A 24,023-nucleotide genomic window follows, 5' to 3' on the forward strand; every position below is an offset into this window, starting at 1 on the left:
TATGAGAATATCTGATTTAATGATCTCTAATAATTACCTGAGAAACCTTAACAGGAATAAATCACGTCTTGAAGAGATCCAGTCACAACTGTCGACAATGAAAAAAATTAATAGACCTTCAGACTCGCCGGCGGCTGCAACTAAAATTTTAAGATTAAACACACAGATCGGACAATCGGATCTTTTCGCAAAAAATATTTCTAACAGCCTGTCGTTTATACAGGAAACAACATTCGGTATGGAGAACATACAGGATGAGATCACGAAAATAATGTCGACCCTTACAGAAATTGGTAATACTACAAACCAGGAAAATCTTGACCTGTTTGCAGACCAGATAGACCTGGCAATAAAGGCAATTCTTGATGCCGCTAATTCAAATTATGACGGCAAGTATGTATTTGGTGGTACCGACTATTCAACTACTCCTTTTGGTTTTACTGCCGACGGAACAGCTATCGAAATCAAACCAGGAGATATTTCAGGTAAACAGAATGTGAAAGTTGGACACAATATCTTTCAGAAAATAAATATTACGGGTACAGAATTATTCGGAACGATTGTTAAACAAGCAGGTAATCTTGATGTAAATGCTGCTGTTGGTTCAGTTACAACTAATCAGCTTTCAGTTTATGATGCACAGGGACAACAGTATACACTTACCCTTAACTACACAAAAACCGCCGCAAACACGTATGATCTTTCTTATGATATAACAGATAGTGGCGGCACATCAGTTTATACAACAGCTCCTGCACCAAAACAAATTGTATTCAATTCTTCTACAGGAAGAATTGAAAGTATTGACGGAGACGAACCATCCTCTTTTAATATAACCGTCCCGGGAAGAAATATTAATTTTAACTTTGATCCGCTATCACTTAAGGAAACGAATGCAGCGGCTTCAATAAGTATGAGTGCAAACCAGGATGTAGATATTTTTAATACTCTTATAATGATCCGCGATAATCTGAGAAACGGTGTTGTTCCTACTTCTGTTGAAGAAGAAAGAGTAAAATCATTCAACAGGCATTTACTTAATAAAATGTCTGAACTGGGAAATGTCACCAACCAGCTATATTCTGCCGAAGAATTATTAGGCAGCCAGAAACTTATTCTGGAAGGATTGAAATCTAAAGAACAGGACGTTGATGTTGCCAAAGCAATAATGGATTTGCAAACACAGGATTATCTTCTTCAGGTATCATATAAACTCTCTGCGACTGTGCTACCGAAGTCGCTTCTTGATTACTTATGATTAATAAACTCGGCACATTAAACGGCTTATTTTTGGGGATTGCATCGATATTCGGTGCATTTCTTATTGAAGGAGGTTCCTTATCAGCGCTTTTTCTCTTTGCCCCGCTGCTTGTTGTATTCGGCGGAACTTTTTCGGCAACTATAATTGGATTCGGGATGGAGAGGTTCAAAAATATTTTCAGCCTGATTAAAAGAGCGTACTTCCCCGTTGAGTATAATCTTAGACAGATGATTTACAGCTTTGTGGATTTTTCAGTAAAGAGCCGGAGAGAAGGATTGCTTTCCATTGAACGTGATATCGAAACACTTGAGTATGAATTCCCGAAAAAACTTTTGAAGTATGCTGTTGACGGAACTGATTCAGAATCACTGCAGAACCTTGCATTACTTGAAATGAAAGCGACACAGGAAAGACACTATTCCAATATTTTTATTTTTACAAAGATGGGCGGTTATGCCCCGACAATGGGAATACTTGGAACAGTTATGGCGTTGATAATGACCCTTGCCAACGCAGGCAGTGAACCAACAATACTTATTAAGAATATTGCATCCGCATTTATTGCTACACTATGGGGTGTACTTAGCGCAAATATAATATGGCTCCCTATCGGAGATAGATTAAAGAAATGTCATTTAGAAGAAAAACATATGATGGAGATATCCTTGGAGGGGGCATTAGCATTACAGAATGGCGAGATCCCTTCAATACTGAAGGCAAGAATGGTAAGCCTGCTGCCCCAAAAAGATCAACTAAGCATGTAAGGCTGCTCGAGCTCGAAGATACTCCATATACTGAAGACGCTGAAAAAGACCGGTACCTGATAACGTACGCTGATCTTATAACTTTGTTATTAGGACTTTTTATTATTTTGTATTCAATTTCAAATGTTGATGTTCAAAAGTTCAGCAAGATGATTTCCGCAATGGGTAATTTTTTTGGAAGTGAAGGAAAGATCATCGGGCTAACCCAGAACCAGAATATAATTGATGTATCACCGATTGAAAATCTTAAATCGGGTCTTGACAAACTGATTAAAGAAAACGGATATGAAAGTTCAATACGTCTTGAAGAAAATGAAAGAGGTATAACACTTCATATTCTTGAAGATATATTGTTTGCATCCGGCAAAGCCGATCTCAATTCAGGTTCGGATGTTTTACTGAGCAGGATTGCCGGAATAATCCGTGAACTGCCCAACGATTTAAGAGTTGAAGGACACACGGATAATGTTCCGATTAATTCGGTTCAGTTCCCTTCCAACTGGCATCTGTCAGTTGCGCGAGCTTTAAGCACGGCATATTATCTGATACATAGTGAAGGACTTTCTCCTGAAAAAGTTTCGGTTGTCGGTTATTCAGAATATAAACCGATGGCAGATAACAGCTCGGAATCAGGCCGGGCACAAAACAGACGAGTAGATATAGTAATCATAAAAAAATAAGTAAGTATGAAAATCAACACACATCAATTCGGTGAAATAACTTTCGAAAAAGAGAATATCGTTAAATTCTCTTCCGGTTTATTCGGCTTTGAATACCTGAAAAATTATCTTCTCATAAAAACAAATGAAGATCTTTTTTACTGGTTAAATTCTGTTGAAGAACCTGAAATCTCATTCCCGCTTGTAGGAGTAAGAGTAATAAATCCTACTTTTCCTGAAAAGGAAAATCACGAAGCTTTCGGGATAGTAACATTAAACCAGGATCCGTTAAAAGTTACTGTTAACCTTAAAGCTCCGGTCTACATTGATCAGAATTCAAAAACCGGGTATCAGTTAATAATTGATGAAGAAAATTTCCCGGTTGACTATAACCTTTTTATTGAAAATTAGAAAAGAGCGTTATGCTGATATTAACAAGAAAACCAGACGATGAAATAATTATTAACTCCAACATAAGAGTTAAGATTCTTTCAGTTAATGATAATCAGGTCAGGCTTGGTATTGAAGCGCCTGCAGAAATAGAAATTCTAAGGGGCGAGCTTTATGAAAAAGTAAAAGAAAATGCTATCAAAGCTTCTCAGCAAAGTAAACAGAAACTGGCTGATGTCTCAAAATTAAAAGTAAACAAAATGGGGTCGTAAATTGGAAAAGCCGAACAGGAATATAACGATACTTGTTGTTGACGATTCTGATATTATAAGACAGTCACTCAAAACTTTTTTCAGAGATTATAATATTGATGTGATAACATGCCATGACGGTCTTGAAGGAATTCAAAAATCGATTGAGCATAAACCAAGCTTAATTTTCCTTGACCTTATGATGCCGAATTTCGACGGTGTAAAAATGCTGCAGGTAATCAAAGTGCTTGATGATCTTAAAACAATTCCTGTACTGGTAATAAGCGGCAACACAAACAAACGTAATGTTATTGCGTCGATTGAAGCCGGCGCGGACAGGGTAATATCAAAGCCTTTACAGAAAGATGTGATACTCAAAAATGTCGGTGAAATACTCGGTGAGGATTTCCTGGCATCTCACAAAAAAGGAAATATTATTTCTGAACAGGATAACAAAGAGATTATCCAGAAACTTAGAGAATTTTTCATAAACAGCTTTCAAATAAAGCGTGACGGGATAAATCATGCTTTACAAAGTAAAAATAATGTTTTGTTGAGAGCAATAATTCATGAAATCAAAGGAACGGGCGGCGCTATTGGTTACCCCGAACTTACTAAGGTAAGTACGGATATAGAAACTTTGCTTAGATCAGGTAACGTAGACTGGGACTTAATTAAAACTAAATGTGATAAAATATTATTAATCGCTACTGAAATAGAATCTTCATTTATATGTTTGTAATAATTGGCTTTGCTGTAGTTGTCGTTTCAATTGTAGTCGGTTTTTTAATAGCCGGCGGAAACTTAGTGTTGCTTTTGCAATGGGCTGAATTTCTTATCATCGGCGGTGCCGCAATCGGCAGTATGCTGATCTCTGCGCCCCTGTCTCTAATAAAAAAGATAATGGCTGCTGTGCCTAAGACTATGAAACCATCCCACTACAGTAAGCAGGACTATATGGAACTTTTAAAATCATTTAATGATCTGTTCCTTGTTGCGCAGCGTGATGGCTTGCTTGCAATAGAAAAGCACATAGAAACACCCGAGCAGAGTGAAATACTCTCAATGAATAAGAAATTTATTTCGAATGAGTTTACCAGGAATTTTTTCTGCGACACAATGAAAGTGATGCTGACAGGCGGTGTTCCGCCCCATGAACTTGAGGGATTGATTGACACAGAAATCGAAACATACGAGCTTGAGCAAAAACCTATTTCAGCAACTATAGGTCGGGTTGGAGATTCATTACCCGGTCTTGGAATTGTAGCCGCGGTATTGGGAATTATTGTTACTATGGCATCCATCAATGAAGGTGCGGAGGCAGTCGGTCATCACGTAGCCGCTGCTTTAGTGGGAACATTCCTCGGCGTGTTAATGGCTTATGGTTTTATTAATCCGCTAGCAGCAAATATTGAACATGGACTCGAAGAAGAAATCCGTTACCTCGAAACAATTAAAGCATGCATAGTCGCTTATGCAAAAGGTAATCCGCCAATCATTGCAACTGAAATTGCACGCAGGACTATTTTTTCTGATTACAGACCAACATTCACCGAACTTGAACGTTATATTCGCGGAAAGAAAGAATAAAAATGTCCGGCGGAAACGATTCACCCCCCATCATACACAAAAAGAAAAAGAAATCGCATGGAGGACACCATGGCGGCGCCTGGAAAGTTGCGTATGCCGACTTCGTTACCGCTATGATGGCATTGTTCATAGTACTCTGGGTTCTTAGTCAAAGTGAAGAAGTCAAAGAAGCAGTTGCCGGATACTTCAAAGACCCGGTCGGTTTTCAATCTGGCGGCAGTATGAACCTGCTCGATGGAAAACAAAATAATGTAATTGATCTCGATATGCAGAACGAAGCACTGATGCGTGAGAATGAGAAAAAAGAACTTGCTAAAATGGGTGAAGCCATACTTGAAGAGTTATCAGATAACGAAGAGTTTAAAGACATGCTTGACCAGATTCAGATTGAAGTAATTGAAGAAGGATTACGTATCGAGATGATCGAATCAACCGATGACATCTTTTTTGAAATTGGTACCGCGCATCTTAAACCTGAGGCATTTAAGCTGATTCAAAAAATTGGTACACAAATAGCAAAAAGACAAAATAAGATAATCGTTGAAGGGCATACTGATTCAAGACCCTACAGCGGGGACGGAACAGGATATACAAATTTTGAACTGAGTACGGAACGCGCTAACTCTGCAAGAAGAGCATTAACACTTGGCGGTGTTATAGAAGCGCAGATTGATGAAGTAAGAGGATTTGCCGATAAACGTTTACGTGATGCCAATGATCCGTACAGCGCAATTAACAGAAGGATTAGTATTATATTAAAATTTACAGAGAAGAAATGAGAGACAAAATTGTTGTAGTTGAAGATGACCCGTTCTCAAAAGATTTTTACAAGATAATCTTCAATCGGGCGGGATATGAAACGATTGTACTGGAAGATGGAAATGAAGTTCTGAAAACAATTTCAGAAAATAAAATCAGCCTGGTAATAATGGATATAAATTTGAAGAATACCTATCTTGACGATATAAAAATCGACGGGATAAAATTATCCCGGACGATCAAGGAGGACATACGGTTCAGTAATATTCCTATTATCCTGGTCTCTGCATATTCCGATACTTACAAAGATGCAAACCTTCTTGATGACAGCCGTGCGGATGATTTTATCACCAAACCTATTATTGATTTTAACGTATTCCTGAAAAAGATTAATAGTTTTATTTTAGCTTAATGGAAAAAGATAAAGTACTTATTGTTGAGGATGAAAAAGATACACGGTTCATCCTGGATAAACTCCTCAGCAAAAACGATTATCATGTAGTTACCGCTAATAACGGTGAGGAAGCTCTTGAAGTGCTTAAAGAGTTTGTCCCAAAAGTTATACTAGCGGACTGGACCATGCCGGTGATGGATGGACTTGAATTATGTAATATCTTAAAACAGAATGATTCCTTTAAACTCATTTATTATATAATTCTGACAGCACGTACTTCATTAAAGGACCGGATAACCGGGCTTGATGTTGGAGCGGATGATTTTCTTGTTAAGCCAATTGAAAACCAGGAACTTCTTGCAAGGATTCGTTCAGGCGTAAGAATACATAATCTTCAAAACGAGCTTAAGAACATTGAGCATAACAAAGCAATTGTTGAAATGGCTTGTACAATCGGGCATAAAATAAATAATCCGTTAAGCAGCCTTATTATGACGCTGAAAGGTCTTGAGGACGAACTTAAATCGGAAAATAAAACTTCACTGAATGAGGATTTCACGGTAATAAATAAATCTATCGAACGAATTAAATCACTTGTTAATGATCTTACACATCTTCAAAATCCCACCATTATTGATTACGCTTCCGACAATAAAATGATTAAGCTGGATTAATCCGCCTCTCAATTAATTGAGGAATTTTTCGATAATTAATCGAAGGAATGGGTATGTTGGCTAAAATTCTAAATATTACGCCCGGTTCAGGATTTAAAAATTCTTCGAAAGCTCCGGGGTTGATGAAATATATTAAAGGCAGCAGATCGTCCTTTATCAGCATGAATGATTCCGTAAACTTTTCACCGGCAATTCAGTTCCTTTCAAGGATAGAATGGCAGTTGAAGGAATTGAGTCAAACAGTCAATGAAAAACTTTTATTGACTTTTGCTGTTCATAATATTGAGTTTAGAGTTGTAATTGATATTTCTGTAATCAGCAGATTATCATTTGTCACTTATGAAATATCCAGGAACAGGACAGGTTCATCAAAAGAAAAAACGCAGATAGTCATTACTTCAATACTTGAAGAATTTTCCTATGATGAGAATAGTATTCTACTAAACCTTAGCGCACTGAATATTCTTTTTGACAGATATGATATGATGAACCTTACGGAAGAATTAAATGGTATTGACGTCGCAACTATGAGTTATCTTGCAGATGATCTTGCAAACAGGCTTCAATCAGAATTTCAATACATCAACAAACTGCTTTTTATTTTTATAGAAAAACTCACCGGCAAAAAAGTGTCCGATGTACAGAAAAAAAATAACGGGAAAGATTCGCTAATTATAATTGAGAAAATGAAAACGATAAATGCTTAAGTATGTAAATATTGATGAGTTGGCTTTAAAAAATAATTATACTGTTTTGTCTGAGTTATATTCTTTTGAGGAATTGCCGGATACAAATCCGTTTGTGATTTCTGATTTGCACGGACAGATATCATTTGCAAATAAAACCTTCTGGAAGACATTCAATCTGCAGAATGGCAACAATCTTTCTCAGCTTAGTTTTGAACCTGACCTTGTTACATCTCTTTCCATATTTGCAAAAAGTAACCTTAGTAATATTAAATATGATCATCTTTTTACTTCAGAGTCGGGATTTAAATACTTCTCCGTGGATGTTGAACGAATATTTCTGAATGACACACAATATTTCATCCTCAATTTTAAAAAGAATGACAGGAATAAAAATCTTGAAGAAAGAGTAACCTCACTCAGCAAAGCGCTTGAGTTTTCCAAAGTTGCTATGATAATTGCAGATAACACCGGTAAAATAACTTACGCAACCAGATCATTCGAATTACTTCTGAACAGGGATATAGAAACTATATTCAGTAATACAATTCCGTCTGTGCTTTATTCGCATCTTTCTGACAGGGAGTTTGGCAAATTACTCTCAGCGGTTAATCAGAAAAAAGAGTGGAAGTACAGAACTTCATTTTTACTTGAGTCTGTTGAGATGAAGGAAGTGGAGCTTGACTTACATATCTTAAAAGATGATACGGATAATAACATAACTTACATTTTAACTGCAGAAGATGTTAAAACTAAAGGCACGTTACCAGACAGCAGTGAAAAGTTTTTACAAAAAGAAAACATTAATGAACCCGATGAAACCGTTCAGAAGCAAATAAAAATTGTTCTGGATAAGGAAAACTGTCTTGATCAGTTAAGAGATTCACTTTTAAACAATCTTTCACATGAAATAAGAACACCTTATACGGCTATTGCCGGCTACTCGGAAATTATTGAAGACTATTTAAGCGAGGGAAATTTTGATTCCGTAAAGGAAATAGTTTTTTCTGTGAAGGAAGTTTTAAAACGAGTATTAAATGTTTTCTCCAATGTAGTTGAACTTGCTCAGATAGAATCATCTGAATTTAAACTCGATCTAGTTAAACTGAACTGCAACCAGGTGCTCAGATCAGTTTATAATAAATTAAAAGACTCACCTGATAGGAATAACATTGAATTCACTCTTAAAGAAGATGAGCAGGAATTGCTGATTGAAACAGACTGGATCAAATTAGAAAAAGTGATCGCTGTGCTAATTGAAAATTCTATTAAGTTTACCGAACAAGGTAAAATTGAGATAAGATCATTCCGGAAAGAAAATAATGTTTGTATATCAGTATCAGATACTGGTATTGGAATAGCTGAGAATAAACTTGAAGATCTTTTGCAGCCATTTGCCCAGGAAGAAAATGGTTATACACGCAACAGACAAGGTGCTGGTCTTGGACTTACTGTAGCTTATAAACTTACAAAACTAATGAACGGCAATTTCTCAATCACAAGTGAAAAGAATTCCGGTACACAGGTAACTTTGAGCTTTCCTTCCGTCAGTTCGTTTTAACTATCTCTATTCTTCTGTTCTTTGCTCTGCCGAACTCAGTGTTATTATTAGCAATCGGGAACTTATCCCCCATTCCAATCACTTCAAACTGGTAAGAAGGCAGTCCTTTTAGAATAAAATAATTCAGAATTGATTCAGCTCGTTTAAGTGAAAGTACCCTGCTGTAATCAGACGAATTCTGGTTGTCCATATGTCCTTCAATGCGCCACTTAGCAGATGGATAAGCCCTGAGTAAGTTAACGATCCTATCAAGTTCAGTAAATGCAGATGATTTAATGTCTGCTGAATTTACTTCAAATGTTGATTCACCATCGAGTAAAATTTCTTTTGGTGAAAATGAATCTTCGTTGAGAGGGGCTATATCCGGGCATCCGTCTTCATCCTGGAATCCGTTAAAAGTCTCAGCTTCATCCTTGCATTTATCATTTATATCAAGGATACCATCGCTATCATTATCAGGATCGGCACAACCATCATCATCCTGGAACCCGTCAAAGTCTTCAGGTTCATCAGGACAACTGTCGAGCCTGTCCATTATGCCGTCATTATCATTGTCATTATCCACGCAACCGTCTTCGTCTTTAAAACCATCAATGTCTTCAGCTTCATTAGGACACTGATCTAATTCATCAGGTATGCCGTCGAGATCATTATCAGATTCAGGACATCCGTCATAATCCTGGAATCCATCAAAGTCTTCAGGCTGATCCGGACAGCTGTCATCAGAATCAAAAAGCCCGTCACCATCTGAATCTCTGTGACCTAAAAATGAATATGATAATCCAATTGTAAATGATGAGTATAAATCATTATGACTGCCGACTGCAATATCATCTATGTAGTCTGTCCCGAGAAAATGGATGGCTCCGCTAAATTGCAGTCCGAGTTTTTCATTTAAAGGAAACCGAATCCCTGCTTCAATATCCCAGGACAAAGTGGTTTTATCATACATTCCAAGAACATTAGATTGTGTTACTGTTCCGCCTCCATCTTTAGGACTGAATTTTAAAAATGATATTCCTCCACCTATGTATGGCAGCACAATATCATTTAATGATACTCCATATGTAAATCCTAAACCTGCCAGGTACATGTCGGACTTAATGACCTCGGGTATGGGGAAATAATCTGCTAACTTTTCATCGTACAGTACTCCTCGGTAGTCTTTACCATAAACATTTTGTCCGCCTGCATAAAGCTTAGCACTAATAATGTGTACTGATCTTGTATCGAAAAAGTACTCAATCGCTCCGGATAAAGTACCTCCCATTTTTATTTCTTTATAATCTGAGATACCAATTGTAGCGCCGCCGTTAAGCGAAAGATTCAGTGTTCCAATATATGGAGATGATTGTGCAGACAACCGTTCTATACACAAAACAGATATTAAAACTATTATTCCTACAGAAAAATATTTTCGCATTTAAATCCCTGATAATTACCGGCTAAAAAATTTCAAAAGCCAAAACCCCTGATTACTTGCGGACAATTTACCGAAAAAATAAATAATAATTGAATATCACATCAAGTGAAGTACATTTCACTACTTACATTTCATTTAAAATGAAAAAGGTGATACTTGGAAGTATCACCTTTCAATAAGTTACTGATGTCGTTAATTTGCTTTAGACTCACCATAATAATAATGGGAATATTTATAATAAGGCTTATCACTTCTCTTATGATCGAAGTTATTCAATATTACCCCAATAAAAGTACCCTGAGGATTTTTTAACAATTCAACTGAACGCTGCATAGATTCGATCTCAGTTGTTTCTGCGGTAACTACAAGAATGCTGAAATCAACAAGCCGTGAAAGAATTTCTGCATCAGCAACTGCGAGAATTGGCGGGGAGTCAACTATCACCATATCATATTCAGTTCTTAATTTTTGCAAAAATATTTTCATTTGAGGCGATCCAATTATCTCAGCAGGATCAGGAGGCAATGTACCACCGGTAATGAAATCGAGGTATGGATTTTCTGATTTTTTAACTATTTCTTCGATCGAAGATTTTCGGGTAAAATAATCTGTCAATCCCGGTGTCCGTTTTTCATTAAACACTGCATGCAACCTTGGTATACGTAAGTCACAATCTATTATAATTGTTTTCTTATTAGTCAACGCAAAGCTTGCTGCAATGTTACTTGATAATAAAGTTTTACCTTCTTTAGGGGCTGAAGAAGTTATAAGAATTGTTTTAACATCCTTTTTAAGATCGAGCAATTGAAGTCTTGACCGTAAAGTTCTGAATGCTTCTCCGGGAATAGAGTTTGCCTGCTTTATTGCGATTAATTCTGATTCCTTGTGTCCGTTTTTATCATCAAATTTTACTTTGGGTATCCAGCCGAGTATCCTAACATCCCTGTGTTCAATATCTTCAGGGGTTTTAACAGTACGGTCAAACATATTCCTGACGTAAACAAATCCGAATCCTAAACCAAGTCCTAAAAATAATCCCAGCATCATAATCATTTTTCTATTCGGCTTTGATGGAAGCAGGGGTGGTTCAGCTACAGCGACAATGAAAACATTTCCGGCTGTTGATTGTTCATTAATTAATGCTTCCTGGTATTTCTGTTGTAAAGCTGTATACAACTGTTCAACGGAGGCGCGTTCTCTTTCAAGTCTTGCAAGGTCAACTGTTTTTGAAGGCAGTTTATCAATCTTCGCTTCATTCTGTTTGATAACTTCATTCAACTGGTTGTATGAAGCAAGAAGTGATTTATATCTTACTTCTTCTTCGAATATCCGCTGCGTTAGTGCTTTTATTTCTTCAGGGCTCGCAGCGCTTATTACCTTTTGATATTCTTCAATACTTTTGCTCAGCCTGTTCTTCAACTCACCGATTTTAGTATTGTAATCCTTAATCGCAGGGGAATTGTTATTTAGGTCCCGGTTATTTAAAAGTGCATAGTCACGCTGTGCTTCAAGCTTTGCAATTTGTTCCTGCATCTGAAGCAGGTACGGTTCGGATGCTTTATTTTCAAGGTACGACGAGAGTGAAGGATCTTTTCTTGAAAGTTCATTTTTATATTGAATCCAGGTTTCTTTCACCTGAAGCATATTTATATACACAGTGTTTTTCTCTGATTCAAGATCCTGAAGCTGAGAAAGTAACGCACTTGTCTGAGCGTCAAGATCAAGAGTCCCGCCGGCATACTGATAATTCTTTTTATTGTCTTCCGCGTTCTGAAGTTCACCTTGTTTTTCGGCAAGCTGTTTTTCAAGTATCACACGAACACTTGTAAAGTTCTGTCGGTTTTCTGAAAGATTAAATTCCTGATAAACTTTAGCATAAATATTAGCGATTAAAGCCGCCTCAAACGGTGACGGTGATTCAACATCAATTTCAATTACATCAAGATTTCTCTTTTGGCTTATATACACTTTTTGCCCGAGTGTTTCCATGATGAGTGAATAGGGCTTAAGAGTGTATTCCAACTTACCAAATGAATCTTTATTCAGAATAAGATAGAACTTGCTCTTGTTCTCAGTCACCTTGAAGGTATCAATTAACTCATCAATAACTTTTTCACGTATTGTTCCGCTCTTCAGTGTTTCAATCTGGTTTGCAACAAGGTTGCCTGTATATTCAGATAAATCCTGAACAAGAGGACCCTGAACAATATTCGTCTGAGGTTTTGAAACTCTTAATGCTGTTTTTGCATTGTAGATATTTTGGGCAACAAGTGCATAGATTATTGAAGCCGCAAAGATGGTGAGACTTATAATTATTATCGGGACTTTGTTAATCCGTGCAAGATTTAATAATTCTTTTATCTTGTTGCTTTCAGGTTTAGCCTGAGTTTTAAATTTAAATTGTTCCATTCCTTTTATTCCTGTTCAATCAGTTTGTTCTGTTCAATCCTACAACTAATACAACTACAGATAATATCATAGACACTATTGAAAGCGTAAGAGAAAACCAATCTCTGAAATACATTTTGGGTCCGCCTGGTACAAGAAGTACATCGCCAGGTTCGAGTTTTGGTACGTTTCTGTTTTTAATAAGGTAATCCGCATCGAGTAAATCATCATAACGGAATTTAATAAGCTGCGGTTCTCCACTTTGAGGTGATCTGTATAACCGTAAATCATCCATGTCTGCCATTTCATTAGGTCCCCCTGCCAGTGATATAAGATCAATCATTGTTGTATAAACAGGTATTACATACCGTCCGGCATTTCTGACATTTCCCCAAATAGCTACTTTAATATTTACTGTTTCCGCATCAGAAAAATCGTAATAGCTGCCGGGATATTGGCGAGCAACATCAGAAGTTCCCAGTCCAATCTGCACGTCTTTCCTGCTTTTATCTTCCTGGGCCGAGATTGTTACTGAAATAAGGAACATCATTACAATTAGAAGAATTGGTCTGTTAAGCATTCCGAATATCCTTGAGAAAAATTTTGTGATGATTTAATCCAATATATGTTTTGTAATTGATAAAGTCGATGAAATTTTACCTGCATAGCAGAAGTTTAGTTCCAGGGATTTAGACACTTGAGTTATGTAATTGTTCAAATAAATTATGGGGAATATTACATGACCTATATTCATTTCTAATCCTCAGAAAAAGCAAAATGTCCAAAGAATATGCCATTAAAATAATTTATTTAACGAGTATTTGGCGGGAGAGTCCCAAAACCATCCATACATATTGAGAATGGAATCAGCTTATGGATCAAAATACAACAATGTACTCGACAGGAGAGGTGAATAATTGCCCAATAAATTCCTTGAAACTTTACAACGATTAAGTATTTGCTATAAGCTTTAAGTGTTCGTTAATCACAGTATCCCATGAAAAGTTTTGATGAACTCTTACATTAGCCAGCTGAGCAAGCTTCTTTAATTCAGCCGGATGTTCAAGTGAGTAGATAAGTTTTTCATAAAGAGAATCTGTGTCGGACTGTTTAAAAGTTAGTGCTGTATCACCAACTACAAAAATATTTTCTTTAATATCACTGCAGAGTAAAGGAGCACCGATTCCCATCACCTGGAGAATTACGGGTGATAATCCTTCGATATCAGAAGGCTGAATATATAAATATGAGTGTTTCATAAGATTCATCGTATCATTACCATAAATATACCCGGGAAAAATTATTCTTGGGTCCTTCGTACTCTTAATCATAATTTCATATTCAGAAGGATTAGGCGAACCGCCTACAAGAACTAATTTTTTATCTGTCTTAAGTTTTTCAAAAGCAGGTATCAAATAGTGAAGACCTTTGTCGGGAATAAATCTTCCGACAAAAAGAAAATATTCACCAGGAGTCAAACCGAGTTTGTGACAGATCTCATCACTCTCAACAAAGTCTCTTATCTCACTTCCATAAGTGTTTAAGTCAAATTTCTTATTAAATTTTTTTTCAAATAATTCTTTTGCATAAACATTATCAAAAATAACTCTGTTAGGAAGTTTAGCGGTCAGGTATGCAGAAAAGTACAGAAAGAGTTTTCCATACCAGGGCCATTTTTCTCTCATCCAGTCAACACCATCCTGGAATACAAAAACTTTTTTCCCGAACATTCTCAGGAACAACGCCCAAATACTGTTGCCGCCGTTGCCAATTTCAACAATGTCCGCAGTGTTTTTAAATATTATATGAAATGTTGCTTTGAATGAATGATATAGAGAATCAAACCCTGCAACATTTATTGTTTTCATATTTACGAGTTTGATACCTTTGTACTCAGACAACAACTCAGTGTCACTTTTATAAACACGGTTATAACATGTAACTTTGTGTCCGCGTTCAACGAATCGTGTATAATACTCGGTAGCGCTAGTATCCGCACCTGCTGAACCGGGACGCGGAGGAATTGATCGAATGCCAAAAACGGCTACTCTGTATACCGGATGTTCATTCATAATTTTCTGCCAAATACCTTTCAAGAGATTTCTGCCAATGAGGCATTAAATTAATTTCAAGTAGCTTTAATTTATAATTTTCAATTGCCTCTGATCTTGCCCTTGGAGCCGGTAATGGAAATTGTGCTGAGTTAATGGCGTTGATTTTTACTTTATCTGAAAGTTTCATTAACTCAACAATCCTTGATGCGATCTCAAATCTTGAAACCATACCACCATTTGCGATATGATAAATTCCATACCTGCCTGTTTCAACTATCGGCAGAATTTGTTTAGCAAAATCAAAAGTAAAACATGGGCTGCCGAATTTATCATTAACAACGTTCAGCTCAGTTTTTCCTTCTTTAAGCTGCTGAACAATTTTAAAGACAAATTTTTTATCGATGTCTCCCCCGCCTATCATCCAGCCTGCACGAAGAATAAAATATTTTGTTAACAGGTTTTGAATAATGGTCTCGCCCCTTAGTTTTGAATCAGCGTATTTATTTACCGGATCGGGAATATCAAACTCTGTGTATGGTGAAGGCTTTTGTCCATTGAATACCCCACCCGTACTGATGTATAATAACGGTATTTCATACTTATAACACATCAGGGCAATGTTTTCTGTACCAATAAAATTAACTCTATATGCAAGGTCAGGATCCTTTTCACACAGATCAACATCAGTTAATGCTGCAAGATGAAAAATAAAATCAGGTTTATTTTTTATAATAATTTCTTCAACTGATTTAATGTCTGTAAAATCAAGTTTTTCTATCGAAGGTAATCTAAGATTAATATCAGTTTCAATTACGGTATGACCTTTTGATATTAATTCCGGAACAACCTCCGCAGCAAGCATACCTGCCGCACCTGTCACAAGTATTTTCATTTACAAATAGCCTTTGTAATAGTCTTTCAAATATTCTTCCAACGCTGATTCCCATTGACGCATAATATTCACACCTCTCAAGGAGAGTTTTTTGTTGATCAGTCTTTCGCAGGGAGGTCTTTCAGCAAAATATTCTTTCTTAAAATATTCTGAATCAACAGGAGTGATTTTAATTTCATTATCAAGTTTGAGCAGTGAAATTAATTTTTGTGCAACTTCTAATCTTCCTGTTTCACCGCCGCACACCATATTGTATAATCCCCAGTATTCTTTTTCAAGAAGAAGTTTAACATTCTTTGCAAAATCATGTGTATAAGTCGGTGTACCTAACTTATCATTAACAATTTTCAATTCTTTTTTTCCATCTTTAATTTGCTTCATAAGTTTCTGAATGAACTTCTTATCTTTTTTAGGACCCGAACCCATCATCCAACCTGCGCGGCAAATTAAATGTCTTGATGAATTTTCTTTTACATACAACTCACCGGCATATTTTGAGCGCGCATAATGTCCAAGAGGATTTGGTAAATCCCAGTCGTCGTACAATTCTTTGTTGCCGTCGAATATACCTGCAGTACTTATATACAAAAGCGGAATGTTAATTTCATTGGAAATATAAACCGCATTCTCTACCGAAAGTGTGTTGGTGACATAAGTTTCATCTGGATGAAGTTCACAATATTCGAGATCAGTGAATGCACCAAGATGAAAAAGATAATCCGGATTAAATTTTTTAACATCCTCTTTATATGCGTTCAAGTCCCTGAAATCAAGGTACGAAAGCCATTCTTCGTTTACATCAATATCAGTACACCTCAGTTCAAAGTCTGACTTGAATTGTTTATAAAAAGCTTCTCCAAGCATACCGCCGCATCCAGCGATGTATATTTTTTTCATTTTAATTTTTTCCGGTTAGTCTGTTATAAATTTTCATCAAACTCTGGTAGTGCCGTTCACCTGAATGATAATCGCTTGCACGCTCATAAGCATTTTTTCCGTAAGATAAGCAAAGTGAAGTATCATCCAATAATTTTTTCATTTTTTCTGCAAGATCTTTTGAGTTTCCCGGTTTGAATAATAACCCGGTTTTTTCATGATCAATTAATTCCGTAAACGAACCATGATCTGAAGCAATAACTGGAGTTCCAAGCGCTAGACTTTCCAAAACTGAGTTTGGCATGTTATCATACCAGATTGAAGGTGAAACTGTAAATAGTGATTCACTGATCAGTTCATCGATTTTTTCTTTTTCGATGTAACCTGTTAATTGAATATTCTTCAAATCATTTTCTTCAATAAACTTTTTTTGTTCGTTGACATATTCTTCAGAACCAAATCCGGCTAGAATACAATCAAAGCTCATGTTATTTTCTTTCTGAAGAATCCTAACAGCTTCAAGCAGTACATGTACACCTTTTGTTTTTTCTATTCTTCCAACAAATAAAACCTGATTTTTTTTTTTGGTTGAGACAGAACCATTGGTTTTTACAAAAGTCGGAACGTGAATAAATCTGTGTTCTTCATATCCGGCTTCGATCATCTTACTTCTTGTAAATTTACTTGGAACAACGAAATATTTTATCTTGGAATTAAATCCGGCAATTGATTGAAAACTTGAAGCAGCATAATCTACAAGAGAAGCCCCTAGTGAATCCTGCACACATTTATATTTGACGCTGTTAAACCGGTTTCCTTTCACGCATATTTCACAAACCTCTTCATTACGAAGCATGTGTGAGTTAGCACACACCATTCCAAAATCTGAAAGGCGAACTACAAAGGGGATTTTCGTATCGTGCAAAGCACTGATAACAGCAGGAGATAATTTTCTTCCGTAATGAAGCACAATTGCAAAATCAGGTTTTGTATCATTTATCAAATGAACAAAATTTTTATAAACCTCAGGTGAATAGAAAGCACGTTCGATAGTCTTATAAAAACTTTTTACTGTCCATGATTGATCTCTGAAATAAACTTCATTTTCATCTGAAAGAGGCTGAACAAAATACTTTTCGTATTCTGATTTTTGATTTTTCGCATACCTGATAGAAAAAGGAATGATGTGATGCCCGTGCTGTTCCAGCAGTTCTTTTAGATTGAACATGTACCGTTCAGGTCCGCCTGAAATGAAATACCTGTAATTAACTATAACTATTTTCATATCAATTAATTTTTACGCAGCCAATCTACAAATTTTTTAATTCCTTCGTCCATTGATGTAACTGGATTATAACCAAGTTCCTTCCTTGCTTTTGTAACATCGGAGAAAGTGAGTTTAACATCACCCGGCTGTTCAGGCAGATAATTTAAGATTGCCTTTTTACCAATATACTTTTCAATAAGTTTTATTAATTCAATAAGCTCAATTGTTTTTGATTCACCAAGATTGTAAATGTGATAACCGCCAAGATTATTTATTGAAGCTATAACTCCCTGGATAATGTCATCTATAAAAGTATAATCTCTTTTTGTCGAGCCGTCACCAAAAACATTAATCGGCTTTCCATCCATAATATTTTTAGCAAACTGATGAATAGCCATTTCAGGACGCTGACCCGGACCATACACCGTAAAAAATCTCAGGCAGGTAATATCAAATCCGTAAAGATGATTAAATGTATGACAAACAAGTTCGCCTGCTTTTTTAGATGCTGCATAAGGTGAAATAGGATAGTCAACATTATCATCTTCTGAAAAAGGAATTTTTGTGTTGTTGCCATAAACTGAAGATGATGATGCAAAAACCATTTTAGTGCAATTGTGTTCTCTCATTACCTCAAGAATATTTATTGTTCCATTTACATTAACATCAAAATAAAGTGCAGGAAGTTTTAATGAAGGACGAACTCCGGCTCTTGCAGCAAGGTGAACTACCACATCAATTTTATTCTTCTTAAAAATACTTTCGACCGTAGTTCTGTCGCGTATATCGCCTTCAACAAGACGGAAATTATTTTTATTCAAAAAAGAACTGATATTTTTTCTTTTAATTTCCGGGTTGTAAAACTCATCGAAGTTATCAAGGCAGAAAATAAAATTTCCCTGTTCACTTATTAATTTATTTATAAGATGTGAACCAATAAATCCAGCACCGCCGGTTACAAGAAAGTTCAAAATAAAATCTCCATACTATTAGAGGAATTTTTTAAGCACAAATAATGACCAGATAAAATTTCCATAATCACCTTCAGCATTTTTATTTTTTTCAAGAATGCTGTTCAGATATGAATTATGGAATACATCTTTGCTGTTTTGTGAAAGCGATGCCAGGTATGAATCAAACCCGCTGCCTTTAAACCACTGACGCAGCGGCACACTGAAACCTTTTTTGGGTGCGTTCAGCAGGCTTTGAGGAAGTCTTTTCGCAACAGTATTTCTTAAAACACTTTTTCTTTCATAACCTTCCATCTTAATATCTTTATGAACCCGATATAAAAGCTCAACAATACGATAATCAAGAAACGGGACTCTCGTTTCAAGTGAATATGCCATGCTCATTCTATCAACTTTTGTAAGCATATCATCAGGCAATGATGATTTTAACTGGAGAAACATCAGTTTGTAAAAATCATCTTTGAACCTGCACTTTGAAAGAAACTCTTTATAAAAATCTGTAATACTCTTCTGAGTTGTTGAAAGCGGTTCCAGCAGATTCTTTAAATCCAATCCTGAGGGTAATGATTTGTAAATTGTCCTTTCGAGAAAATCCATATTGGATGATTCAAGAACATTGACAACTCTGTTCGCTTTATATCGCATGTTACCAGAAACAGGTTTAGAAATAACCTTAATGAATGAAGGCAATCCGGTTCTTACAAATGACGGATATGATTTATATTTATCAGAAAATTTTGTCCCCTGGTAAGCGGTATAACCTGAAAGGACTTCATCGCCGCCGTCGCCGGTTAAAACCATTTTTACTTTTTGTCTTGCTGCCCGTGATACATACCCGGTGGGTATTGCAGAAGGATCACCAAAAGGTTCGTCGTAATGATCAATTACTTTTTGCAACGCTTCGTCAAAGGAATCTGGCGAAACAAGATATTCGTTGTGATCTGTTTTAAATTTTTCAGCTACTTCTTTTGCAAGTCCGCGTTCATCAAAATGTTTATCATCAAATCCAATCGTAAATGTCTGAACAGGATAGCTGCTGATCTTAGCCATTGAAGAAACAATACTTGCTGAATCAAGTCCGCCGCTTAAAAAAGCACCGAACGGAACATCGCTTCGCATTCGGATTCTTACTGAGTCATCAAAAAGTTCTTCAAAGTTTTTATGAATCACTTCCCTGTCTGTCAGCATGTCTTTTTCATTTATATCGGGAAGTTCCCAGTATGAGTGTTCTTCAACTTTTCCATCCTTAACTACAAGATAGTTTGCAGGATGCAGCTTAAAAATATTTTTATAAAAAGTATCCGGCGCGGGTATGTATGAAAGATTCAGGTACATTTCTATCAGATCAAAACGTTTTTCAACTGGGATTCCATAACTAAACAAACATTTTATTTCCGAACCAAATACAAGTGTATTATCGTAAACAGAATAGAACATAGGCTTTTCGCCCATACGATCACGTGAAAGTAATAGTGTTTGCTTTTTCTCATCCCATAAAGCAAATGCCCACATACCGTTTAGCTTTGACTGGAATTCCAGTCCCCATTTTTCATACGCTTTAATTATTACTTCAGTGTCGGAATCAGTATGAAAAACTTTTCCGTGAGTTTTTAATTCTTCTCTCAATTCAATGTAATTGTATATCTCCCCGTTGAAGATAATGGCTATGGTTTTGTCATCATTAAATATTGGCTGGTCACCTGTTTTTAAGTCGATGATTGAAAGCCGTCGGTGACCGAGAGCTAAATTATTTTTACAGTAAAATCCTTCACCATCTGGTCCGCGATGAGCAATGACATCTGACATCCTTTTAATTTTTTCAGATGATACTGTTCTGTTCTTATCGAAATGGATATAACCTGTTATTCCGCACATATCAGTTTAGCACTTCTTTATAGAGTTCTATTGTTTTGTTAACCATTTGTTCAATGCTGAATTCGTTCTTTACTTTTTTCCTGCCGGCTTCACCCATACTTTTTCTTAGTTCCGGTTGATTCAAAAGATATTGAATCTTTTCCGTCAATTGCTCTGAAGAATCTTCATCAACAAGAAAACCTGTAACTCCATCCTCAACAATTTCCGGTGTACCGCCGCCATTAGTTGCTATAACGGGTTTTCCTAAAGCCATATACTCAAGTATAGAATTTGAAATTCCCTCGCCATGAATTTTTTGATTTGTTGTAAGCACTCCGATGTCAAAAATATTTATTAATGATTCTGAATTAGTCTGAACTCCGAGAAATTTTATTTTTGATTTCAATTCTGAGGGGACAAAATTTTCAAGTTCAGTTCTCAATGGTCCGTCACCAACAATAATGAATACAACGTCTTTTCTTTTATCAATAATATTGATTGCAGATTTGATGAATACTTTATGATCCTTTCTTTCCTGTAATGCACCAACAATTCCTACTACTAATTCTTCCTTAAGATCATACTTTTTTCTCAAAGCAGCAGGATCTGTAATATTATTCATCCTGTCGCTGGAGAATCCATTATGAATAAATCTTCCTTTTTTTTCAGAGATGTGATATGATCTTAATCCTGCCTCTGAATTCGCTAACATTATATCTGAGAAGCGAGAGGAAAACTCAGTTCTTTTTAATGTTACATCATCCAAATTCACCGGAGCTTCCGTTATCATTCCATTAATTAATTTAATACCGAGTGTTTTTGCTATCGGGGCAGCATACATTGCTGTCATCGAATCCCAGACATGGATTATATCAGGTTTATACCTTCTGCAGACTAAAAGTAATTTGAGAAAAATACCCGGGTCCTTTCTGATTTTTCGAATCAGAAAAAATACTGGAATATTCAGATCAAGAATTTCTTTGTAATAGATTTCTTTATTCATTAAAGCAATTGCATATTCGACTTCATCAGATCTTCCCGAAGCTTTCACCAGTTCAACCATTCTGCGTTCTTTACCGCCCATTGCTAAACCGTCGATGAACATTAAAATTTTCATTATGAATTTCCCCGATATTTTACAGTTTCATTTTTCAAGCAGATGAGTTCAAAGTTATAATTATGGAACTACACCTCTTCCCTCAACTCCATTATAACCTTTGTGAACTTCAATATTTTTAAGTCCGGCTTCTTCATGCCATTTTCTAAAACCTTTTACTGTCTCAGGTAAATCATAACGCGGTGAAAGAAAATCAAACGTATCAAGATACGCCCATTCTTTCAGAGTTTTATCATCCGCATCAGGAAGCATTGTTGAATGATCTGCAATCATCAGCTTCCAGTTTAATCTCCAGCCGATGACGGGAATCTTTCTTAACACTCTTGCAAGAGGCCACATTATATCGATATACTTTTTAGAAACAGCATATAACTTTTCAGGATTTGCGTTTCTTACGAGTGGTCTGATATAAAAACCGATATTTAAATACCGTCTTGTGAAACTCCACAAATAGATGTCTGAAGCAATAGCTCCGCCGGGTTTAACAAATTTCAGAATTTCAAAAAAAGAATTTTTAGGATTCGGGGTATGTTGAAGTACGCCAAAACAGAATGCCCGGTCAAAAGATTTTTTTTCGAATGGCATTTCATAAACGCTTGCCTGGATGATAAAGACATTGTCCTTTGAACCGTTTGATTTATAGTTTGCTTCAACCGCATTTGAGTAGTCAATTGAAATTATCAGAGCACTGGATTCGGCGGCAATAGTAGTAAACCTTCCCGAACCGCTGCCAACTTCAAGTATAACTTCTCCTTTTAAATCTTTAGGCCACTTGGTTTCCTCTTCAAATCTTTTTTTAGATACTCCGAGTAAAGAATATGAATCATACTGAGTATCTGAATGAAGATTCCATTCAAACCCAAAATTATTTGCATAATTATCGGATGGAACAAATCTCGGTATGAAATTTACAACAGGATACCTGTTGCCGCTTATCGGCTCAACAAGTATTCCGCTTTTGATTCTATCATTTTCAATTTGGGGTTCTTCAATTATAAGTTTTTTATTTGTTTTAGGACATCGTAAAAATTTGAGGTGTTCCTGATTCATAATCGCGACAATAATTCATGTTTAGAATAATTTTATGATAGTACTTCTGTATAAACAGAGAATGTTTCATTAACCATCCTGCTAAGATTAAATTCTTTCTCTAATTTTGTTCTACCTTTAATTCCCATCTCTTTTGCTGCTTCCGGATTGTCTAAAAGAAACAAAATTTTTTCTGCCATTTCAGCTTCATCACCTTGTTTGACCAGATAACCTGTTATATTATGTGCAACAATTTCCGAAGAACCTCCTCCTTCTGTTACAACGACAGGTTTAGACAAAGCCATATATTCCATTATGGAGTTTGATATGCCTTCATTAAAAGTTGATAGAACGCCTATATCAAAAACATTAACTATGTTTTCAACGTTCTTTTGTTTACCGGTAAAAATAATTCTGTCAGAATTATTTTTTTGAACAATAGATTTACACTCGTTTAATTTTGGACCGTCACCCACACAAACGAATAGCACATCATTTCTTTTTTCAAGAACAATATTAGCGGCTTTTATAAATGTTTTATAATCTTTGAACGCTGAAAATGCCGCTACCATTCCTACAACTTTTTTATCATTCAATCCGAACTGAGTTTTTATTTTTTCAATACTCTCCAATTTTGCAGTCCGATTAAAATTAAAACCGTTGTGAATTACTCTTCCTTTTGCTGAAGTAATATTATGAACTTTCAACCCCGCGTAAGAATTTGCAAGCATAACATCGCTAAAGAAATGAAATACTTTTGTACGTTTCTTCATGCCGGAATATTCAGCAGGTGAAGCATGAGTGATCATTGCATTGATTAATTTTATTCTTAACAAGAAAGCTACAGGACTTGCATAAAATCCTGTCATCGGATCCCAGACATGAATTATATCCGGTTTAATTTTTATACACAGGAATGCTAATCTGAAAAATATTAACGGATCCTTTTTAATTTTTCTTAAAAGAAAATGAATCTTAACATTAAGTGAATGAATCTCTTCATAATGAATTTTTTTATGCATGACTGCAACTTCACATTCAATATTCTCATTTGCTTCAAAACCTTTCAGCAATTCAATCATCCGGCGCTCTTTACCCCCTGCAACTAACGCATCAATAAACATTAATACTTTTATTTTATTTTGCATCAGGTTGATTTAAGA

Annotated in this window: 23 protein-coding genes and 1 pseudogene; 12 read left to right on the forward strand and 12 right to left on the reverse strand. The window is 36.0% G+C overall.

The annotated features are described in order from the left end of the window. Position 1: 1 nt before the first annotated feature. The 12 genes and pseudogenes from flgL to IPM56_14905 all read left to right on the forward strand — a co-directional run bounded on the left by flgL (position 2) and on the right by IPM56_14905 (position 8,989). Positions 2-1,258 (forward strand): flagellar hook-associated protein FlgL, encoded by a 1,257-nt coding sequence (flgL, locus tag IPM56_14850; GenBank protein QQS35511.1) that lies wholly within the window; start codon positions 2-4, stop codon positions 1,256-1,258. After that, entirely contained in the window at positions 1,255-2,025 is a 771-nt protein-coding gene (locus IPM56_14855; GenBank protein QQS35512.1) for a MotA/TolQ/ExbB proton channel family protein, read from the forward strand. The genes flgL and IPM56_14855 overlap by 4 nt, the downstream gene beginning before the upstream one ends. Positions 2,026-2,114: 89 nt before the next feature. Beyond that, positions 2,115-2,705 (forward strand): annotated as a pseudogene (locus IPM56_14860) (OmpA family protein). A gap of 6 nt (positions 2,706-2,711) precedes the next feature. Further along, entirely contained in the window at positions 2,712-3,095 is a 384-nt protein-coding gene (fliW, locus tag IPM56_14865; protein QQS35513.1) for a flagellar assembly protein FliW, read from the forward strand. A gap of 11 nt (positions 3,096-3,106) precedes the next feature. Further along, positions 3,107-3,346, forward strand: coding sequence for a carbon storage regulator CsrA (gene csrA / locus IPM56_14870; protein ID QQS35514.1), 240 nt, complete (start codon positions 3,107-3,109; stop codon positions 3,344-3,346). A 1-nt stretch (position 3,347) separates the two neighbouring features. Continuing rightward, entirely contained in the window at positions 3,348-4,067 is a 720-nt protein-coding gene (locus IPM56_14875) for a response regulator (GenBank protein QQS35515.1), read from the forward strand. Next, positions 4,058-4,915 (forward strand): flagellar motor stator protein MotA, encoded by an 858-nt coding sequence (gene motA, locus IPM56_14880; GenBank protein QQS35516.1) that lies wholly within the window; start codon positions 4,058-4,060, stop codon positions 4,913-4,915. Before IPM56_14875 ends, motA begins: the two co-directional genes overlap by 10 nt. 2 nt (positions 4,916-4,917) lie before the next feature. After that, entirely contained in the window at positions 4,918-5,694 is a 777-nt protein-coding gene (locus IPM56_14885; protein QQS35517.1) for an OmpA family protein, read from the forward strand. After that, positions 5,691-6,086, forward strand: coding sequence for a response regulator (locus tag IPM56_14890; protein QQS35518.1), 396 nt, complete (start codon positions 5,691-5,693; stop codon positions 6,084-6,086). Before IPM56_14885 ends, IPM56_14890 begins: the two co-directional genes overlap by 4 nt. Beyond that, complete coding sequence (locus tag IPM56_14895) at positions 6,086-6,742, forward strand: response regulator (protein QQS35519.1); 657 nt, start codon at positions 6,086-6,088, stop codon at positions 6,740-6,742. Before IPM56_14890 ends, IPM56_14895 begins: the two co-directional genes overlap by 1 nt. Positions 6,743-6,795: 53 nt before the next feature. Further along, positions 6,796-7,449 (forward strand): hypothetical protein, encoded by a 654-nt coding sequence (locus IPM56_14900; GenBank protein ID QQS35520.1) that lies wholly within the window; start codon positions 6,796-6,798, stop codon positions 7,447-7,449. Then, positions 7,442-8,989 carry a hypothetical protein gene (locus tag IPM56_14905; GenBank protein QQS35521.1) on the forward strand — a complete coding sequence of 516 codons (1,548 nt, stop codon included), beginning with the start codon at positions 7,442-7,444 and terminating at the stop codon, positions 8,987-8,989. Before IPM56_14900 ends, IPM56_14905 begins: the two co-directional genes overlap by 8 nt. Here IPM56_14905 and IPM56_14910 read toward each other — a convergent pair. From IPM56_14910 to IPM56_14965, 12 genes are all read right to left on the reverse strand, one after another. Continuing rightward, positions 8,976-10,412 (reverse strand): OmpA family protein, encoded by a 1,437-nt coding sequence (locus tag IPM56_14910; protein QQS35522.1) that lies wholly within the window; start codon positions 10,410-10,412, stop codon positions 8,976-8,978. The two genes, IPM56_14905 and IPM56_14910, sit on opposite strands and share 14 nt — an antisense overlap. Positions 10,413-10,604: 192 nt before the next feature. Next, a complete protein-coding gene (locus IPM56_14915) occupies positions 10,605-12,821 on the reverse strand; it encodes a polysaccharide biosynthesis tyrosine autokinase (GenBank protein QQS35523.1) in 2,217 nt (738 codons plus the stop codon). A gap of 19 nt (positions 12,822-12,840) precedes the next feature. Next, positions 12,841-13,380 carry an SLBB domain-containing protein gene (locus IPM56_14920; GenBank protein ID QQS35524.1) on the reverse strand — a complete coding sequence of 180 codons (540 nt, stop codon included), beginning with the start codon at positions 13,378-13,380 and terminating at the stop codon, positions 12,841-12,843. Between the two features lie 370 nt (positions 13,381-13,750). Then, positions 13,751-14,872: a glycosyltransferase family 4 protein gene (locus tag IPM56_14925; GenBank protein ID QQS35525.1), complete on the reverse strand. Its 1,122-nt coding sequence runs from the start codon at positions 14,870-14,872 to the stop codon at positions 13,751-13,753. Next, a complete protein-coding gene (rfbD, locus tag IPM56_14930; protein QQS35526.1) occupies positions 14,865-15,746 on the reverse strand; it encodes a dTDP-4-dehydrorhamnose reductase in 882 nt (293 codons plus the stop codon). The genes IPM56_14925 and rfbD overlap by 8 nt, the downstream gene beginning before the upstream one ends. After that, the gene (locus tag IPM56_14935) at positions 15,747-16,643 is read right to left on the reverse strand and encodes an NAD(P)-dependent oxidoreductase (protein QQS35527.1); all 897 of its coding nucleotides are present in this window, start codon (positions 16,641-16,643) and stop codon (positions 15,747-15,749) included. A 1-nt stretch (position 16,644) separates the two neighbouring features. Then, positions 16,645-17,907, reverse strand: coding sequence for a glycosyltransferase family 4 protein (locus tag IPM56_14940; protein QQS35528.1), 1,263 nt, complete (start codon positions 17,905-17,907; stop codon positions 16,645-16,647). Between the two features lie 5 nt (positions 17,908-17,912). Then, positions 17,913-18,863, reverse strand: coding sequence for a GDP-mannose 4,6-dehydratase (locus IPM56_14945; GenBank protein QQS38325.1), 951 nt, complete (start codon positions 18,861-18,863; stop codon positions 17,913-17,915). 15 nt (positions 18,864-18,878) lie between these two features. After that, positions 18,879-20,735: an asparagine synthase (glutamine-hydrolyzing) gene (gene asnB / locus IPM56_14950; GenBank protein QQS35529.1), complete on the reverse strand. Its 1,857-nt coding sequence runs from the start codon at positions 20,733-20,735 to the stop codon at positions 18,879-18,881. A gap of 1 nt (position 20,736) precedes the next feature. Further along, on the reverse strand, positions 20,737-21,831 hold the full coding sequence (locus IPM56_14955; GenBank protein QQS35530.1) for a glycosyltransferase: 1,095 nt from the start codon (positions 21,829-21,831) through the stop codon (positions 20,737-20,739). 60 nt (positions 21,832-21,891) lie between these two features. Then, on the reverse strand, positions 21,892-22,881 hold the full coding sequence (locus tag IPM56_14960) for a class I SAM-dependent methyltransferase (protein QQS35531.1): 990 nt from the start codon (positions 22,879-22,881) through the stop codon (positions 21,892-21,894). Positions 22,882-22,913: 32 nt separating this feature from the next. Further along, positions 22,914-24,008 (reverse strand): glycosyltransferase, encoded by a 1,095-nt coding sequence (locus IPM56_14965; protein ID QQS35532.1) that lies wholly within the window; start codon positions 24,006-24,008, stop codon positions 22,914-22,916. Positions 24,009-24,023: the final 15 nt, after the last annotated feature.

Source organism: Ignavibacteriales bacterium (assembly GCA_016700155.1).
In the GTDB taxonomy this organism is placed as follows: domain Bacteria; phylum Bacteroidota; class Ignavibacteria; order Ignavibacteriales; family Ignavibacteriaceae.

Coding starts and splice junctions, on each gene's coding strand:
- IPM56_14890 (QQS35518.1), top strand. CDS start 5,691: ATGAGAGACAAAATTGTTGTAGTTGAAGATGACCCGTTCTCAAAAGAT.
- csrA (QQS35514.1), top strand. CDS start 3,107: ATGCTGATATTAACAAGAAAACCAGACGATGAAATAATTATTAACTCC.
- IPM56_14955 (QQS35530.1), bottom strand. CDS start 21,831: ATGAAAATTTTAATGTTCATCGACGGTTTAGCAATGGGCGGTAAAGAA.
- rfbD (QQS35526.1), bottom strand. CDS start 15,746: ATGAAAATACTTGTGACAGGTGCGGCAGGTATGCTTGCTGCGGAGGTT.
- IPM56_14915 (QQS35523.1), bottom strand. CDS start 12,821: ATGGAACAATTTAAATTTAAAACTCAGGCTAAACCTGAAAGCAACAAG.
- IPM56_14925 (QQS35525.1), bottom strand. CDS start 14,872: ATGAATGAACATCCGGTATACAGAGTAGCCGTTTTTGGCATTCGATCA.
- IPM56_14965 (QQS35532.1), bottom strand. CDS start 24,008: ATGCAAAATAAAATAAAAGTATTAATGTTTATTGATGCGTTAGTTGCA.
- IPM56_14895 (QQS35519.1), top strand. CDS start 6,086: ATGGAAAAAGATAAAGTACTTATTGTTGAGGATGAAAAAGATACACGG.
- asnB (QQS35529.1), bottom strand. CDS start 20,735: ATGTGCGGAATAACAGGTTATATCCATTTCGATAAGAACAGAACAGTA.
- IPM56_14885 (QQS35517.1), top strand. CDS start 4,918: ATGTCCGGCGGAAACGATTCACCCCCCATCATACACAAAAAGAAAAAG.
- motA (QQS35516.1), top strand. CDS start 4,058: ATGTTTGTAATAATTGGCTTTGCTGTAGTTGTCGTTTCAATTGTAGTC.
- IPM56_14900 (QQS35520.1), top strand. CDS start 6,796: ATGTTGGCTAAAATTCTAAATATTACGCCCGGTTCAGGATTTAAAAAT.
- IPM56_14935 (QQS35527.1), bottom strand. CDS start 16,643: ATGAAAAAAATATACATCGCTGGATGCGGCGGTATGCTTGGAGAAGCT.
- IPM56_14905 (QQS35521.1), top strand. CDS start 7,442: ATGCTTAAGTATGTAAATATTGATGAGTTGGCTTTAAAAAATAATTAT.
- IPM56_14910 (QQS35522.1), bottom strand. CDS start 10,412: ATGCGAAAATATTTTTCTGTAGGAATAATAGTTTTAATATCTGTTTTG.
- IPM56_14920 (QQS35524.1), bottom strand. CDS start 13,380: ATGCTTAACAGACCAATTCTTCTAATTGTAATGATGTTCCTTATTTCA.
- fliW (QQS35513.1), top strand. CDS start 2,712: ATGAAAATCAACACACATCAATTCGGTGAAATAACTTTCGAAAAAGAG.
- IPM56_14940 (QQS35528.1), bottom strand. CDS start 17,907: ATGAAAATAGTTATAGTTAATTACAGGTATTTCATTTCAGGCGGACCT.
- flgL (QQS35511.1), top strand. CDS start 2: ATGAGAATATCTGATTTAATGATCTCTAATAATTACCTGAGAAACCTT.
- IPM56_14960 (QQS35531.1), bottom strand. CDS start 22,881: ATGAATCAGGAACACCTCAAATTTTTACGATGTCCTAAAACAAATAAA.
- IPM56_14855 (QQS35512.1), top strand. CDS start 1,255: ATGATTAATAAACTCGGCACATTAAACGGCTTATTTTTGGGGATTGCA.